This window comes from Pseudomonas sp. No.21 (assembly GCF_054558415.1).
The window spans coordinates 18,009-32,831 of sequence record NZ_BAAJNO010000022.1 but is presented as its reverse complement, the minus strand read 5'-3'; the positions used below and the strand labels follow the sequence as shown (position 1 = coordinate 32,831).

At 66.7% G+C, this 14,823-nt stretch carries 13 protein-coding genes; 10 read left to right on the top strand and 3 right to left on the bottom strand.

Translation table 11 applies throughout. The annotated features are described in order from the left end of the window. The first annotated feature begins 47 nt into the window (after nt 1-47). From ACYJSS_RS29160 to ACYJSS_RS29135, 6 genes are all read left to right on the top strand, one after another. On the top strand, nt 48-317 hold the full coding sequence (locus ACYJSS_RS29160; RefSeq protein WP_111259557.1) for a pyrroloquinoline quinone biosynthesis protein PqqE: 270 nt from the start codon (nt 48-50) through the stop codon (nt 315-317). 57 nt (nt 318-374) lie between these two features. After that, nucleotides 375-1,076, top strand: a complete 702-nt coding sequence (locus tag ACYJSS_RS29155; protein ID WP_111259556.1) for a putative metalloprotease CJM1_0395 family protein — start codon at nt 375-377, stop codon at nt 1,074-1,076. Between the two features lie 166 nt (nt 1,077-1,242). Continuing rightward, nucleotides 1,243-3,048 carry a phenylacyl-CoA dehydrogenase gene (locus ACYJSS_RS29150; RefSeq protein WP_111259555.1) on the top strand — a complete coding sequence of 602 codons (1,806 nt, stop codon included), beginning with the start codon at nt 1,243-1,245 and terminating at the stop codon, nt 3,046-3,048. A gap of 189 nt (nt 3,049-3,237) precedes the next feature. Next, on the top strand, nt 3,238-4,530 hold the full coding sequence (locus tag ACYJSS_RS29145; RefSeq protein WP_236206454.1) for a GGDEF domain-containing protein: 1,293 nt from the start codon (nt 3,238-3,240) through the stop codon (nt 4,528-4,530). A gap of 117 nt (nt 4,531-4,647) precedes the next feature. After that, the gene (locus ACYJSS_RS29140; protein WP_111259553.1) at nt 4,648-6,444 is read left to right on the top strand and encodes an acyl-CoA dehydrogenase C-terminal domain-containing protein; all 1,797 of its coding nucleotides are present in this window, start codon (nt 4,648-4,650) and stop codon (nt 6,442-6,444) included. A gap of 194 nt (nt 6,445-6,638) precedes the next feature. Beyond that, nucleotides 6,639-8,417 (top strand): acyl-CoA dehydrogenase C-terminal domain-containing protein, encoded by a 1,779-nt coding sequence (locus ACYJSS_RS29135; protein ID WP_236206453.1) that lies wholly within the window; start codon nt 6,639-6,641, stop codon nt 8,415-8,417. A 262-nt stretch (nt 8,418-8,679) separates the two neighbouring features. Here ACYJSS_RS29135 and ACYJSS_RS29130 read toward each other — a convergent pair whose 3' ends face one another. After that, a complete protein-coding gene (locus ACYJSS_RS29130; protein ID WP_236206465.1) occupies nt 8,680-9,333 on the bottom strand; it encodes an endonuclease I family protein in 654 nt (217 codons plus the stop codon). A gap of 406 nt (nt 9,334-9,739) precedes the next feature. Next, on the bottom strand, nt 9,740-10,630 hold the full coding sequence (locus ACYJSS_RS29125; protein WP_111259551.1) for a LysR family transcriptional regulator: 891 nt from the start codon (nt 10,628-10,630) through the stop codon (nt 9,740-9,742). Nucleotides 10,631-10,732: 102 nt separating this feature from the next. On the opposite strand from ACYJSS_RS29125, the gene ACYJSS_RS29120 reads away from it, so the two are divergent. From ACYJSS_RS29120 to ACYJSS_RS29105, 4 genes are read left to right on the top strand one after another with little or no spacing between them, the layout of a single operon-like run. Next, a complete protein-coding gene (locus tag ACYJSS_RS29120) occupies nt 10,733-11,431 on the top strand; it encodes an MOSC domain-containing protein (RefSeq protein ID WP_236206452.1) in 699 nt (232 codons plus the stop codon). Then, on the top strand, nt 11,428-11,667 hold the full coding sequence (locus tag ACYJSS_RS29115) for a hypothetical protein (protein WP_236206451.1): 240 nt from the start codon (nt 11,428-11,430) through the stop codon (nt 11,665-11,667). Before ACYJSS_RS29120 ends, ACYJSS_RS29115 begins: the two co-directional genes overlap by 4 nt. Beyond that, nucleotides 11,660-12,856, top strand: a complete 1,197-nt coding sequence (locus ACYJSS_RS29110; RefSeq protein WP_236206450.1) for an aspartate aminotransferase family protein — start codon at nt 11,660-11,662, stop codon at nt 12,854-12,856. Before ACYJSS_RS29115 ends, ACYJSS_RS29110 begins: the two co-directional genes overlap by 8 nt. 1 nt (nt 12,857) lies before the next feature. Further along, on the top strand, nt 12,858-13,562 hold the full coding sequence (locus ACYJSS_RS29105; RefSeq protein ID WP_236206449.1) for a type 1 glutamine amidotransferase: 705 nt from the start codon (nt 12,858-12,860) through the stop codon (nt 13,560-13,562). Between the two features lie 464 nt (nt 13,563-14,026). Here the strand turns inward: ACYJSS_RS29105 and ACYJSS_RS29100 are convergent, their stop codons facing one another. After that, complete coding sequence (locus ACYJSS_RS29100; RefSeq protein WP_236206448.1) at nt 14,027-14,815, bottom strand: carbon-nitrogen hydrolase family protein; 789 nt, start codon at nt 14,813-14,815, stop codon at nt 14,027-14,029. Nucleotides 14,816-14,823: the final 8 nt, after the last annotated feature.

Genomic DNA, 14,823 nt, shown 5'->3' with positions numbered 1-14,823 from the left:
GTTTTCTGCTTCAATTACGGCGTTGATCTCTTGTTTCGAGGTTGGTGATGGAAATCTCCGGTAGTGCCTTCAGCGCAGGATTGAGTGCTCTGCAATCGGGCCAGCGTCGTATCGACCAGGCCGGTGCGGATATCGCGGGCTCGTCCGTGCAGCGCAACCAGCAGGCCCCCAGCGCCCGAGTCCAGGAATTCAACGATGTCGACCAGGCGAGCAACCTGGTGGACCTCAACGTCGGCAAGTTCCAGGCGGAAGCCGGAGCCCAGGTGATCAAGACCGCTGACGATGTACTCGGAACCCTGATCGACACCCGTGCCTGACTGACGGCTTCCCGACTGCGATAGCGGCGGTGGCCTGGCGCGGGCAGGGAGGGCCCCATGCGGATCGGCAGTGCTGCATATCTCCCTTCGTCGGCGAGGACGCTCCTGCCCACGCGCGGCGCGGTTGACAGCGTTGCATCCGAATCCTCTTCCCCCCTTCGTGATCCCGCCTCTTCCGGCGAACTGGCTTCCTCATCCGAAACGCGTGCTGCCGATGCGCGCGGCGCAGGTGCATCCGCCACGCGCCAGACCCGTCAGCAGGAACAACAGGACCTGCAGGAAATCGCCGAGCTGGCCGCGCGGGACCGAGAAGTCCGCGCCCATGAGCAGGCCCATGCCTCGGTAGGTGCCGCCTACGCGGGCTCACCCAGCTACACCTTCAAGCGCGGGCCGGACGGCCAATCCTATGCTGTGGGCGGCGAAGTGGGGATCGACGTCAGTGCCGTTGCCGGTGATCCCGAGGCCACCTTGCGCAAGATGGAGGTGGTGCAACGCGCGGCGCTGGCGCCGGCCGATCCCTCCGCACAGGACCGCCGCGTCGCCGCCGAGGCTGCCGCTAAGGCCGCTCAGGCGCTGGTCGAGCTCGGCCAGCTGCGCCGCGAGGAAGCCGCCGAGGAAACCGCTCGCAAGGCCGAGGCGCGCGCCGAGACGGACGACGCCTCCGAAGCGTCCCCACCGGGCGCCACTCAGGAGCTTGGGCTCTACCTCCAGGTCGCTCGCTCCGACGCCCCCGGGCCCCTGCTGGATATCCGCGCCTGAGCCGCGACAGGCGGATGCTTGACAAGGGAATGGCGTAAACGTATGTTTCAAACACCTGTTTGATTGTCGGGCGGCCAGCGTGCAACCGACAGCGACTACCGTGATGTTGTAAGCGACCGATGTGCCGGTCACCTTAACTAGGAACCCACCGTAGAGGTTTACTGCTATGCCTGATTACAAGGCCCCCTTGCGTGATATCCGCTTCGTTCGTGACGAACTGCTCGGCTACGAAGCGCACTATCAGAGCCTGCCTGGCTGCCAGGACGCCACCCCGGACATGGTCGACGCCATTCTCGAGGAAGGTGCAAAGTTCTGTGAGCAGGTGATCGCTCCGCTGAACCGCGTGGGTGACACCGAGGGCTGCACCTGGAGCGAGTCCGGCGTGAAAACCCCGACCGGCTTCAAGGAAGCCTACAAGCAGTTCGTAGAAGGCGGCTGGCCGAGCCTGGCCCATGACGTCGACCACGGCGGTCAGGGCCTGCCCGAGTCGCTCGGCCTGGCCATCAGCGAAATGGTCGGCGAGGCCAACTGGTCCTGGGGCATGTACCCCGGCCTGTCCCACGGCGCGATGAACACCCTGTCCGCCCATGGCACCGACGACCAGAAACACACCTACCTGACCAAGCTGGTCTCCGGCGAGTGGACCGGCACCATGTGCCTGACCGAGCCGCACTGCGGTACCGACCTGGGCATGCTGCGCACCAAGGCCGAGCCCCAGGCCGATGGTTCCTACAAAGTCACCGGCACCAAGATCTTCATCTCCGCCGGTGAGCACGACATGGCCGACAACATCGTCCATATCGTCTTGGCCCGCCTGCCCGATGCACCGGCCGGCACCAAAGGCATCTCCCTGTTCATCGTGCCGAAGTTCCTGCCGAACGCCGAAGGCGGCGTGGGCGAGCGCAATGCCGTGGCCTGTGGCTCCATCGAACACAAGATGGGCATCCACGGCAACGCCACCTGCGTGATGAACTTCGACGGCGCCACCGGCTTCCTGATCGGCCCGGCGAACAAAGGCCTGAACTGCATGTTCACCTTCATGAACACCGCTCGCCTGGGTACCGCGCTGCAAGGCCTGGCCCATGCCGAGATCGGCTTCCAGGGTGGCCTGAAATACGCTCGCGAGCGCCTGCAGATGCGTGCCCTGACCGGCCCGAAAGCGCCCGAGAAGCCCGCTGACCCGATCATCGTCCACCCGGACGTGCGTCGCATGCTGCTGACCATGAAGGCCTTCGCCGAAGGCAACCGTGCGATGGTGTACTTCACCGCCAAGCAGGTCGACATCGTCAAGTACAGCCAGAACGAGGAAGAGAAGAAAGCCGCCGACGCGCTGCTGGCCTTCCTGACCCCGATCGCCAAGGCGTTCATGACCGAAGTCGGCTTCGAGTCGGCCAACCATGGCGTGCAGATCTACGGCGGCCACGGCTTCATCGCCGAGTGGGGCATGGAGCAGAACGTTCGCGACAGCCGCATCTCCATGCTGTACGAAGGCACCACCGGCATCCAGGCGCTGGACCTGCTGGGTCGCAAGATCCTCATGACCCAGGGCGAAGCGCTGAAGGGCTTCACCAAGATCGTCCACAAGTTCTGCCAGGCGAACGAAGGCAACGAAGCCGTCAAGGAATTCGTCGAGCCCCTGGCCAAGCTGAACAAGGAGTGGGGCGACGTCACCATGAAGGTCGGCATGGCCGCGATGAAAGATCGCGAAGAAGTCGGTGCCGCCTCCGTGGACTACCTGATGTACTCCGGTTACGCCTGCCTGGCCTACTTCTGGGCCGACATGGCCCGCCTGGCTGCCGAGAAACTGGCTGCCGGCGAAGGCGATGCCGCCTTCTACAAGGCCAAGCTGCAGACCGCGCGCTTCTACTTCAAGCGCATTCTGCCGCGTACCCGTACCCACGTCGAAACCATGCTGTCCGGCGCCAACAACCTGATGGACCTGGCCGAAGAAGACTTCGCCCTCGGTTACTAAGGTTCAGCGCTGTACGAAGGAGCCCGCCGCAAGGCGGGCTTTTTCTTTGGCGCGAATAGACCGGGAAAGGCTCGCGAAAGCGCGACGATAGCGGCGTTTCGTCGCCTGGACGGGTGCGTGGCCCTGGCAGAAATGCAATCATATGGCCAGCTCCCCATCCCCTTTCGACACCTGTCTGGATCAGCATCAGTGCGGTCTCTCTCGTCATTTCGCGTCAGCCATTTCGTCCCGCCCCTGGCCCTGATCCTGGCCGGCGGCGTGATGGGCTCGCTGCCGGGCATGACCGAGTTCTTCGTCTCGCTGTTCAACGTACTGCCCACGCTCCTTCTGCTGCTCGGTGGTTCCTTCTGCGCCGCCTATGGCCGCCTGCGCCAGCTGTTCCTGCTGCTGATCCTCTACCTCGCCTACTACCTGCTCGACACCCAGGTCGACTACTACCAGGCCGAGCGTGTGGTCCGCGAAGACGCGGCGCTGGTGTTCCACCTCAGCAGCCTGCTGCTGCCGCTGCTTTTCGGCCTGTTCGGTTGCTGGCAGGAGCGCACCCACCTGCTCCAGGACTTCGTCGCCCGGGGGGCGGTGATACTCGCCGTGGTGGGCGTTGCCGTCGCCCTCGGCCGCAGCTACCCCGAGTCCCTGCTGCCGGTGCTCACCGCCGTGCATTGGCCGCTGCTGCATGGCACCTGGATGAGCCTGATCCAGCTTTCCTACTTCGCCTTCGTCGGCGCGCTGATCGCCCTCGCCGTCACCTATGCCCGCCAGCCCCGCCCGCAGCACGCCGCGCAGCTGCTGGCCCTGCTCGGCATCTGGTGGATGCTGCCCAAGGTCTTCGTCCTGCCCCACGCGCTGCACGCCATGAGCAGCCTGGCGATGCTCGCGCTGACCGCCTCGGTGGCCCACGAGGCCTACCAGATGGCCTTCCGCGACGAACTCACCGGGCTGCCCGGCCGTCGAGCCCTGAACGAACGCCTGCAACGCCTCGGGCGCAACTACGTGCTGGCGATGACCGACGTCGACCACTTCAAGAAATTCAACGACACCTACGGCCACGATGTCGGCGACCAGGTGCTGCGCATGGTCGCCGCGCGCCTGAAGAAGGTCACCGGCGGCGGCAAGGCGTACCGCTATGGTGGCGAGGAATTCACCATCGTCTTCGCCGGCAAGACCATGGAGGAATGCCAGCCGCACCTGGAGGCCGTGCGCGAGTCGATCGAAAACTACGCCATGCAACTGCGCGACAAGGACAGCCGCCCCAAGAGCGACGAGCAGGGCCGCAGCAAGCGCAGCGGCGCCGCCGGGCAGAGCGTCTCGGTCACCATCAGCATCGGCGTCGCCGAGCGCGATGCCGAGCAGCGCACCCCCGAGGAGGTCATCAAGGTGGCCGACCAGGCGCTCTACAGCGCCAAGAGCGCGGGGCGCAACCGCGTGTTCCTGCATGGGCAGAACCGCCGTGGCGCGGTGCGGGTGCGCAAGGCCGGCGCCTAGCGCAGCAGGTTATGGCGCTGCATTCAGCGCCGGCAGCTTCGTTGTCCGGGGCCCGGGCGCGCAGTAGGGTCGGCTGATTGGCGCCGACCCTGGCGCTCGCCCAAGGAGAACCCTGCCATGCCCGAGTACAAGGCCCCCCTGCGCGACATGCGCTTCTTGATCGACGAAGTCTTCGATTTCCCGGCGACCTACGCCGCCATTGGTGCCAGCGACGCCACCCCGGACATGGTCTCGGCGATCCTCGAAGAGGGTGCCAAGTTCTGCGAGCAGGTGCTCTCGCCCATCAACCGCTCCGGCGACGAGGAAGAATGCCAGTGGAACGACGGCGTGGTGACCACGCCCAAGGGCTTCAAGGAAGCCTTCGCCCAGTACGTGGAAGGGGGCTGGAACGGCCTGGCCGCCGACCCGGCCTACGGCGGCCAGGGTCTGCCCCATTCCCTCGGCCTGATCATCAGCGAGATGGTCGCCTCCAGTAACCAGTCCTGGGCCATGTACCCCGGCCTCACCCACGGCGCCATGTCGGCCATCCACGCCCACGGCACCGAGGAACAGAAGCAGACCTACCTGACCCGCATGACCGAAGGCCGCTGGACCGGAACCATGTGCCTCACCGAGCCCCACTGCGGCACCGACCTGGGCATCATCAAGACCCGCGCCGTGCCCCAGGCCGACGGCAGCTACGCGGTCAGCGGCACCAAGATCTTCATCTCCGCCGGCGAGCACGACATGAGCGAGAACATCGTCCACCTCGTCCTCGCCAAGCTGCCCGACGCGCCCGCCGGCACCAAGGGCATCTCCCTGTTCATCGTGCCCAAGTTCATGCCCGCCGCCGATGGCGGCGTCGGTGCGCGCAACGCCGTCTCCTGCGGGTCCATCGAGCACAAGATGGGCATCAAGGCCTCCGCCACCTGCGTGATGAACTTCGACGCCGCCACCGGCTACCTGATCGGCGAGGCCAACAAGGGCCTCAACTGCATGTTCACCATGATGAACCACGCCCGCCTGGGCACCGGCATGCAGGGCCTCTGCCTCGGCGAGGCCAGCTACCAGGGCGCCGTGCGCTACGCCAACGACCGCCTGCAGATGCGCGCGCTCACCGGGCCGAAAGCCCCGGAGAAGGCCGCCGACCCGATCATCGTGCACCCCGACGTGCGCCGCATGCTGCTGACCATGAAGGCCTTCAACGAAGGCAACCGCGCGCTCTCCTACTTCACCGCCCAACTGCTCGACATCGCCCACGGCAGCCAGGATGCCGAGCAGCGCCAGGAAGCCGACGACCTGCTGGCCTTCCTCACCCCCATCTGCAAGGCCTTCATGACCGAGACCGGGCTGGAGGCCACCAACCTCGGCATGCAGGTGTTCGGCGGCCACGGCTACATCCGCGAGTGGGGCATGGAGCAACTGGTGCGCGACTGCCGCATCGCCCCCATCTACGAAGGCACCAACGGCATCCAGGCCCTCGACCTGCTCGGTCGCAAGGTGCTCGGCAGCCAGGGCAAGCTGCTGCGCGGCTTCACCAAGCGCGTGCACAGGTTCTGCCAGGCCCAGGCCGAGCACCCGCAGTTCAAGGGGCAGGTCGCCGAACTGGCGCGCCTCAACCAGCAGTGGGGCGAGCTGACCCAGAAGGTCGGCATGGCCGCCATGAAGAACCCGGACGAAGTGGGGGCCGCCTCCGTCGACTACCTCATGTACTCCGGCTACATCGTGCTCGCCTGGTTCTGGCTGCAGATGGCCGTGGTCGCCCAGGCCAAGCTCGATGCCGGCACCAGCGAGGCCGCGTACTACCAGACCAAGCTGGCCACCTTCGACTTCTACTTCAAGCGCCTGCTGCCGCGCACCACCGCCCATCAGGCGGGGGTCGAGGCCGGCAGCGACTGCCTGATGGCCCTGCCGGCCGAACAGTTCGCGCTCTGAGCGTCTACTCTCGGCGTATCCAGGGGCCCGCCACGTGCGGGCCCTTTTCATCGGGCTTGCCGTTTGTGACTGTTCGATAACATATGGTCACGCAACGACCCTATGTGTCTCAAAAGTTGTTCGGGTACACTGCCGGCCTGTTCCGTGAAACCGGCCTTCCCGGCCACCTGTAGAGTTCCTGCGAGGTTTTGCACATGGCTGACTACAAAGCGCCCCTGCGCGATATGCGCTTCGTCCTCAATGAAGTTTTCGAGGTCGCCAAGCTCTGGGCTGAACTGCCCGCCCTGGCCGAGACCGTCGATGCGGAAACCGCCTCCGCGATCCTCGAAGAGGCCGGCAAGGTCACCGGCGGCGTCATCGCCCCGCTGAACCGTTCCGGTGACGAGGAAGGCTGCCAGTGGAACGACGGCGTGGTCAGCACCCCGGCCGGCTTCCCCGAGGCCTACAAGACCTACGCCGAAGGCGGCTGGGTCGGCGTCGGTGGCGATCCGGTCTTCGGCGGCATGGGCATGCCCAAGGCGATCTCCGCCCAGGTCGAGGAAATGGTCAACTCGGCCAACCTCTCCTTCGGCCTCTACCCCATGCTCACCGCCGGTGCCTGCCTGTCGATCAACGCGCACGCCAGCGAAGAGCTCAAGGAAAAGTACCTGCCGAACATGTACGCGGGCGTCTGGGCCGGTTCCATGTGCCTGACCGAACCCCACGCCGGCACCGACCTGGGCATCATCCGCACCAAGGCCGAACCCCAGGCCGACGGCAGCTACAAGCTCACCGGCACCAAGATCTTCATCACCGGTGGCGAGCACGACCTCACCGAGAACATCATCCACCTGGTCCTGGCCAAGCTGCCCGACGCGCCTGCCGGCCCGAAAGGCATCTCGCTGTTCCTGGTGCCCAAGTTCATGGTCAACACCGACGGCTCCCTGGGTGAGAAGAACGCCCTGTCCTGCGGCTCCATCGAACACAAGATGGGCATCAAGGCCTCCGCCACCTGCGTCATGAACTTCGATGGCGCCACCGGCTGGATCGTCGACGCCCCCAACAAGGGCCTGGCCGCCATGTTCACCATGATGAACTACGAGCGCCTGGGCGTCGGCATCCAGGGCCTGGCCTCCGGCGAGCGTTCCTACCAGAGCGCCGTCGAATACGCCCGCGACCGCATCCAGAGCCGCGCCCCGACCGGCCCGGTCGCCAAGGACAAGGCCGCCGACCCGATCATCGTGCACCCCGACGTGCGTCGCATGCTGCTGACCATGAAGGCCGCCAACGAAGGTGGCCGTGCCTTCTCCACCTACGTCGCCATGCAGCTGGACACCGCCAAGTACAGCGAAGACCCCGTCGTGCGCAAACGCGCCGAGGAAATGGTCGCCCTGCTGACCCCCGTCGCCAAGGCCTTCCTCACCGACCTCGGCCTGGAAACCACCGTCCACGGGCAGCAGATCTTCGGCGGCCACGGCTTCATCCGCGAATGGGGCCAGGAGCAACTGGTGCGTGACGTGCGCATCACCCAGATCTACGAAGGCACCAACGGCATCCAGGCCCTGGACCTCGTCGGCCGCAAGGTCGTCGGCAGCGGTGGCGCGTTCTACAAGCACTTCTCCGACGAGATCAAGGCCTTCACCGGCAGCGCCTCCGCCGACCTGGCCGAGTTCGTCCAGCCGCTGAACGCCGCCATCGCCAACCTCGACGACCTGACCGCCTGGCTGCTGGAACGCGCCAAGTCCAACCCCAACGAGATCGGCGCCGCCTCGGTCGAGTACCTGCACGCCTTCGGCTACACCGCCTACGCCTACATGTGGGCACTGATGGCCAAGGCTGCACTGGGCAAGGAAGGCCAGGACGAGTTCTACGCCAGCAAGCTCGGCACCGCGCGCTTCTACTTCGCCCGTCTGCTGCCGCGCATCCACTCCCTGACCGCCTCGGTGAAAGCCGGTAGCGAGTCGCTGTACCTGCTGGACGCCGCCCAGTTCTAAGCGGCCCCCGCAAACGAAAAAGCCCCGCCGATGCGGGGCTTTTTCATTTGAGCGTGGGAAACCGCGTCTTCAGGACGTGGTCATGAGTCATCGGCTCTGTGCCTGTGACGGTTCGCGCCGAGGGCTGACAGGATGAGCTCGTGCCGTAGGGTGTGCCGTGCGCACCGCCGCTCGGTGCTTCCGGCGAGTCCCAGATGCGCGCAGCACACCCTACGTTCGGAGTGAGCGGCGGCTGCAGGCTCCGAAGCCTGGTTGCGCCCCTTCAATCCGCAATCAGCGTGTCCACCAGGGCCGGGTCGTCGATGAAGCGGTTGCGGGTGCCCTGCAATGCGGCGATCTGCTCGTTGCGTGCGCGTTCCTCGGCGTCCACCGGGTCCAGGCGGTGCCACTCCTTGAACATCTGCACCTGGCCGACGATGGGCAGGCCGTATTCGATATGCATGTAGAAGATGGCCCGGGCCACGTTGCCCTTGGCGGCATCGCGGGGCTCCACCAACTGGAAGCTGGTCTTGAGATCGCACTCGGCGCCGAACTTGCTCGGCACATCGCCCACCATGCCGAACAGCGCATTGCGCCGCGCCAGCTCGACCCGCGCCAGCTCCGGGTAGAGGTTGTGCAGGTCGGCGAGCATGAAGGGGTATTGCGCGTTGGCGCTCTTGCACTGGCTGTCGGTGACGCAGCGCAGCGCGCTCTTGATCTGCTTGATGGAATAGACCGGGCTGGCTGCCAGCAGGCCGCTTTCCCCGGTGAAGGCCTTGCCGCAATACAGCGTGGTGCCGGCGCCCGCATAGAGCTGTGGCCAGAAGACCTGGCTCACGGCCGCCTTGGGGTCGGGGAGCCTGTCCTGGCCGCCGGCAAGGGCGGTGGTGGCGATGAAAGGGGTGAGGCAGCAAAGGGCAATCGCAACTACGCGCATGGTCATGACCCCAGTCGACCGCACCGAAAAGGCCGGCCATATCATTCTTGTAGGACAACCGAGTCTATCAAGCGACTATTCTGAAGACAAAGCCTACCGATCGCTTGCTTGGTTGCTGCATGGCCTCTGGAACGGGGCATTCCGCCGAGGTGATGGCCTTTTGTGATCAGGTCGTCAAACCTCTATTTTGTAAGATATTGCTTACATTTTCTGAAGGCGTTCTCTGCTTCCGCCTACATGTCTGCAGGACTAATCTTCACTCCATAGGGACGTAGCGCAGGAAGCGCACTGAAAAACAGGGACTACGCCGGATTTCCGCCAGGATGGTGGGTAGATCAGGGATGTCAGGGATACAAGTCTGCAAAAACCTCGCTTCGGCGGGGTTTTTCTTTTTCCGGGCCCGGCATCACGCGGCGGGGGGCACCAGGTTCTCCAGCAGTGCCTGCAGCAGCTCCAGCGTCGCCTGCTGGCGCTGGGCATCGCGGAATACCAGCCCCACCTTCAACGGCACGCGGGGCTCGCTCAGGGGCTTCCACAGCAGCGCCTGGTTGGCATGCAACTGCCGCGCGCGGCCGGGCAGCACCGTGGCCAGGCGCGTATGCGGCAGGCTGTCGAGGATGCCGGCCATGTGGTTCAGCTCCGCCTGCACCTGAGGGCGGCGGCCGATCAGCGCCAACTGCTCCTGCCAGATCTGCCGCACGCGGAACTCCTCCCCCAGCAGCAGCATCGGCAACTCCGCGGCCTGGGCCAGCGAGACCTTGCGGAACTCCTTCAGCGGGTGCTCCTCGGGAATCACCAGCTGCAGCTCGTCCTCGTACAGCAACTGGCTGTGCAGCCCCGGCTGGCGCGGCGGCAGGAAACCGATGCCGATATCCAGGTTGCCGGTCAGCAGGCGCCGCTCGATATCCAGGCCCGACAGCTCGTAGATCTGCACCACCAGGTGCGGCTGGGCTTCGCGCAGGCGCTCCAGCAGCAGCGGCACCAGGCTCGCGTTGACCGTCTGCAGCACCCCGATGGCCAGGCTGCGGGGCGATTGGCCACGGAAGTTGCGCAACGCCTCGCGTGCCCGCTCCATGCCGTCGAGCAGCGGCAGCGCATGGTTGTAGAGCGTGTGCGCGGCGAGGGTCGGCAGCAGGCGCTTGCCGGTGCGCTGGAACAGGCTCACGTCCAGCCCCTGCTCCAGCTGGCGGATCTGCTGGGAGAGCGCCGGCTGGGAAATGCTCAGGCGCTCGGCGGCGCGGCCGACATGGCCTTCCTCGTAGAGCGCGACGAAATAGCGGAGCTGGCGGAAATCCATAAGAGTTACTTATCGAAGAAACTGAAAAATCGAAATGTCATGCGCAGCGGCAAGGCCCTAGTCTAGCGGCCATAGAACCTGGTTCAAGCGCTGGAGCACGACATGCAGGGCCTGGAAGTAAAGGGTGTATTCATAGGCAAAGCCGAAGATATCGGCGGTGGACTCAGCAGCGCCATCGACAAGCGCCCGGTGGAACACCGGCTCTGGCTCTGGCCCCAGGGCCTGGGCAGCGACGAGCAGGGCGACCCGCGCTTCCACGGCGGCCCCGAGCGCGCCCTGCACCACTACCCGGCCGAGCACTACCGCTACTGGCGCAAGCACTACCGCCATCTCGCCTGGAAGGCACCGTCCTTCGGCGAGAACCTCTCCACCTACGGCCTCACCGAAGAGCAGGTGTGCATCGGCGACAGCTTCCGCTGGGGCGAAGCCATCATCCAGGTCAGCCAGCCGCGTTCCCCCTGCTACCGCCTGAGCCGTCGCTGGGGCATCGAGGAACTGCCGCGCCTGGTGCAGGACACCGGTCGCTGCGGCTGGTTCTACCGCGTGTTGCGACCCGGCTTCGTCAGCACCGAGGATCGCCTCTCGCTGCTCGACCGCCCGCATCCGGAACTCAGCGTCGCCCGTGCCGTGCGTGCCTACTTCCACGAGCCCCTGGAGCGCGAGGGCCTGCACCTGCTGCAGGCCTGCGAAGCCCTGAGCGGCCGCTGGCGCGATGGTGCCGCGCGGCGCCTGGCCAGCGGCCAGGTCGAAGACTGGAATGCACGCCTGCACGGCCTGCCGCTGGAGGGCATGCGCGCATGAGCGACTACCAGATCAACCTGGAACGTCACGGCGTGCTGCTCGCCACCCTGGAGGTGAGCCAGGCGCGCTACGTGGAAACCACCGCCCTGTTGCGCGAGCGTTTTCCCCTCGCCGAAGGCTTCGGCCTGCGCATCCGCCGTCGCCGCGAGCTGCGCCGCATCCTCGAACAGGGCCCGGAAGGCCTGCGCCTGCTGGGTATCGAATACCGCCATGAAGAGGTCCCCGACCATGCGTGACCCCCTCGCCGGCCTGCGCCTGATGCGCACCGTCGAACGCCCGCCCCAGGTCTTCGTGCGGGGCCAGGGCTCCTGGCTGTGGGACGCCGACGGCCGCGCCTACCTGGACTTCACCCAGGGCTGGGCGGTCAACAGCCTCGGCCACAGCCCCGGCGTCGTGGTCGAGGCGCTCAAGCGCCAGGCTGAGGCCCTGATCAACCCGGGTCCCGCGTTCTACAACCGCGGCATGCTCAAGCTCGCCTCGCGCCTGTGCCAGGCCAGCGGCAGCGACCAGGTCTACTTCCTCAACAGTGGCGCCGAAGCCAACGAGGGCGCGATCAAGCTCGCGCGCAAATGGGGCCAGCTGCACCGGGGCGGCGCCTACGGCATCGTCACCGCCGGCAACAGCTTCCACGGCCGCACCCTCGCCACCCTGTCCGCCTCCGGCAAGCCGGCCTTCCAGGCCCTGTTCGAGCCCAAGGTGCCCGGCTTCACCAAGGTGCCGTTCAACGACCTCGACGCCCTGCGCGCTGCCGTCGACGACAGTGTCGTAGCGGTGATGCTGGAGCCGGTGCAGGGCGAGGCCGGGGTGATCCCCGCCACCCTCGAATACCTGCAGGGCGCCGAACGCCTGTGCCGCGAGCGCGGCGTGCTGCTGATCCTCGACGAGGTGCAGACCGGCATCGGTCGCTGCGGCGCCCTGCTGGCCGAAGACCTCTACGGCGTACGCGCCGACATCATCACCCTCGGCAAGGGCCTGGGCGGCGGCGTGCCCCTGGCTGCACTGCTCGCCCGGGGCAACGCCTGCTGCTTCGAGCCGGGCGAGCAGGGCGGCACCTACCACGGCAACGCGCTGATGACCGCCGCCGGCCTCGCCGTGCTCAACACCGTGCTGGAGCCGGGCTTCCTCGAACAGGTGCGCGATGTCGCCCAGCACCTGCGCGAAGGCCTCGCCCGCGTCGCCCGCCGCCATGGCCACGGTCCCTTGCGCGGGCATGGCCTGCTGATCGGCATGCCGCTGATCGAGCAGCGCGCCGACGCCGTGGTCCGTGCCGCACTCGACGAAGGCCTGCTGATCAACGGCCTGGCCAGCGACTGCCTGCGCTTCTCCCCGGCGCTCACCGTCAGCCACGCCAACGTCGACGAGATGCTCAAGCGCCTCAACCGCGCCTTCGCCCTGGCCAAGGGCAAACACAAGGAGCCCGCCTGATATGCGCGTCGCCATCCTCCAGCACGTCCCCTTCGAAGGCATCGGCCGTATCGCCCAATGGCTCGACCTGCGTTCCGCCCAGGTGCGGGTGCACGACCTCTATGCCGGCTGCCCGTTGCCGGAGCTGGAGGCCTTCGAGCTGCTGATCGTCATGGGCGGGCCGATGAGCGTCCACGACGAGGCCGTGCTGCCCTGGCTCGCTGGCGAGAAGGCGCTGATCCGCGCGGCCCTGGCCGCTGAAAAGCGCGTGCTGGGCATCTGCCTGGGCGCCCAGCTGCTGGCCGAAGCCCTCGGCGCGCAGGTGCGCAGCGGGCAGGTCGAGATCGGCTGGTGGCCCATGGAGAAACACGCCCTCGCCGAGCACTCGCCGCTGGGCCGCATGCTGCCGCAGCGCCTCATGGCCATGCACTGGCACGGCGAGACCTTCGACCTGCCGGCGGGCGCCATCCCGCTCTATGGTTCGGCTGCCTGCGCCAACCAGGGCTTCGTCTGGAAGGAGCGCGCCATCGGCCTGCAATGCCACCTGGAAAGCACGCCCGAAAGCATCCACGAACTGCTCGAAGCCTGCCCCGATGACCTGGCGCTGAATGGCTCGGTGGAAAGCGCCGCCGCCATCCGCGACGGCTTCCCCCACTGCAGCGCCCTGGCGCCGACGCTGTTCCGCCTGCTCGACTACCTCACCGGCCCCCACGCCGTGCTGACCTGACCCTGTCCCCTCGAGTCCGTTTTCTCAACCGCCCGGTGGCCCTGCCCTTTGCCCCGGGCGGTCTTTCATTCAGGGCGATGAAAGGCTTCGCGAGCAGGGCTCGCTCCTGCCGGGAGCTGTCCCCGGAATCCGTGGATGGGGTTGTGGATAAGGTGTGTGTACCTGGCTGCGCGCCTTGCACTGCAACGCGCTTCGCCGGGTGGTCGATTTCCGAGCAGCTGGGTTCGCCATGGTCCTGCTGGGCCTCGCAGCATTCGGCGCCAACCCAGGGGCGGTGCGGGTTCGTAGGTCGGGTGCAACCCGAGGGTCCGGGCGCGAAGCCCACGCGGGTTTCACCCGTCCTACCTGTCCCCGGAAACCGTGGATGGGGCTGTGGATAAGGTGTGTGTACCTGGCTGCGCGCCTTGCACTGCGCAACGCTTCGTTGGGTGGTCGATTTCCGAGCAGCAGGGCTCGGCGCCAACCTAGGGCCGATAGAGTTCCGGCCGGCGGTCGTGCAGGTAGGTGATCGCGGCGCGCGAGGTCTGCAGGGCTTCGTGGGCGAGGTCGGCCAGCAGCAGGGTCTCGTCGCGGCCGGCGCGGGCGGTCTGTTCGCCGTCCGGGCCGTTGAGGCTGGAGAGGCCGCAATAGCGGATGGCCCCCTCGGCGCCGCAGTAGTTGGCGTAGGCGAGGTAGCACTGGCTCTCGTAGGCGCGGGTGCGCACCAGCACGTCGCAGACGAAATCGTACGGCACCATGTTGGCGGTGGGCACCAGCACCAGCTCGGCGCCGGCCATGGCCAGGCGCCGCACGTTCTCGGGGAATTCCACGTCGTAGCAGATCAGCACGCCGAGCTTCCAGCCTTCCAGCTCGATGATCGGGCAGGGCACCTCGCCCGGGCTGAACAGGCCCCGGTCCAGCTCGCCGAACAGGTGGGTCTTGCGGTAGTTGCCCCGGCGCTCGCCCCGCGCGTCGATCAGTTGCGCCGAGTTGAACAGGGCGCCGTCAGCGCCCCGTTCCGGGTAGCCGTAAAGAATGGCGATGCCTTGCTCGCGGGCGATGGCGGCGATGCGCTGCGCCCAGAGGCCATCGCTGGGCTGGGCCAGGGTCTGTGCCGCCGCGCGGCCGATGTTGTAGCCGCTCAGGTACATCTCCGGGCCCACCAGCAGGCGTGCGCCGCGCCGCGCTGCCTCGGCCGCCTGGCGGTGCAGGCGCGCGAGGTTGGCCTCCGGGTCCAGCGGCAGGGGCGGGCACTGGTAGAGGGCGATGCGCATGGCGTCTC

What these genes read in the sequence shown, in the direction of transcription:
- ACYJSS_RS29160 (WP_111259557.1), top strand. Translation starts at nt 48, where the DNA reads ATGGAAATCTCCGGTAGTGCCTTCAGCGCAGGATTGAGTGCTCTGCAA.
- ACYJSS_RS29155 (WP_111259556.1), top strand. Translation starts at nt 375, where the DNA reads ATGCGGATCGGCAGTGCTGCATATCTCCCTTCGTCGGCGAGGACGCTC.
- ACYJSS_RS29150 (WP_111259555.1), top strand. Translation starts at nt 1,243, where the DNA reads ATGCCTGATTACAAGGCCCCCTTGCGTGATATCCGCTTCGTTCGTGAC.
- ACYJSS_RS29140 (WP_111259553.1), top strand. Translation starts at nt 4,648, where the DNA reads ATGCCCGAGTACAAGGCCCCCCTGCGCGACATGCGCTTCTTGATCGAC.
- ACYJSS_RS29135 (WP_236206453.1), top strand. Translation starts at nt 6,639, where the DNA reads ATGGCTGACTACAAAGCGCCCCTGCGCGATATGCGCTTCGTCCTCAAT.
- ACYJSS_RS29130 (WP_236206465.1), bottom strand. Translation starts at nt 9,333, where the DNA reads ATGCGCGTAGTTGCGATTGCCCTTTGCTGCCTCACCCCTTTCATCGCC.
- ACYJSS_RS29125 (WP_111259551.1), bottom strand. Translation starts at nt 10,630, where the DNA reads ATGGATTTCCGCCAGCTCCGCTATTTCGTCGCGCTCTACGAGGAAGGC.
- ACYJSS_RS29120 (WP_236206452.1), top strand. Translation starts at nt 10,733, where the DNA reads ATGCAGGGCCTGGAAGTAAAGGGTGTATTCATAGGCAAAGCCGAAGAT.
- ACYJSS_RS29115 (WP_236206451.1), top strand. Translation starts at nt 11,428, where the DNA reads ATGAGCGACTACCAGATCAACCTGGAACGTCACGGCGTGCTGCTCGCC.
- ACYJSS_RS29110 (WP_236206450.1), top strand. Translation starts at nt 11,660, where the DNA reads ATGCGTGACCCCCTCGCCGGCCTGCGCCTGATGCGCACCGTCGAACGC.
- ACYJSS_RS29105 (WP_236206449.1), top strand. Translation starts at nt 12,858, where the DNA reads ATGCGCGTCGCCATCCTCCAGCACGTCCCCTTCGAAGGCATCGGCCGT.
- ACYJSS_RS29100 (WP_236206448.1), bottom strand. Translation starts at nt 14,815, where the DNA reads ATGCGCATCGCCCTCTACCAGTGCCCGCCCCTGCCGCTGGACCCGGAG.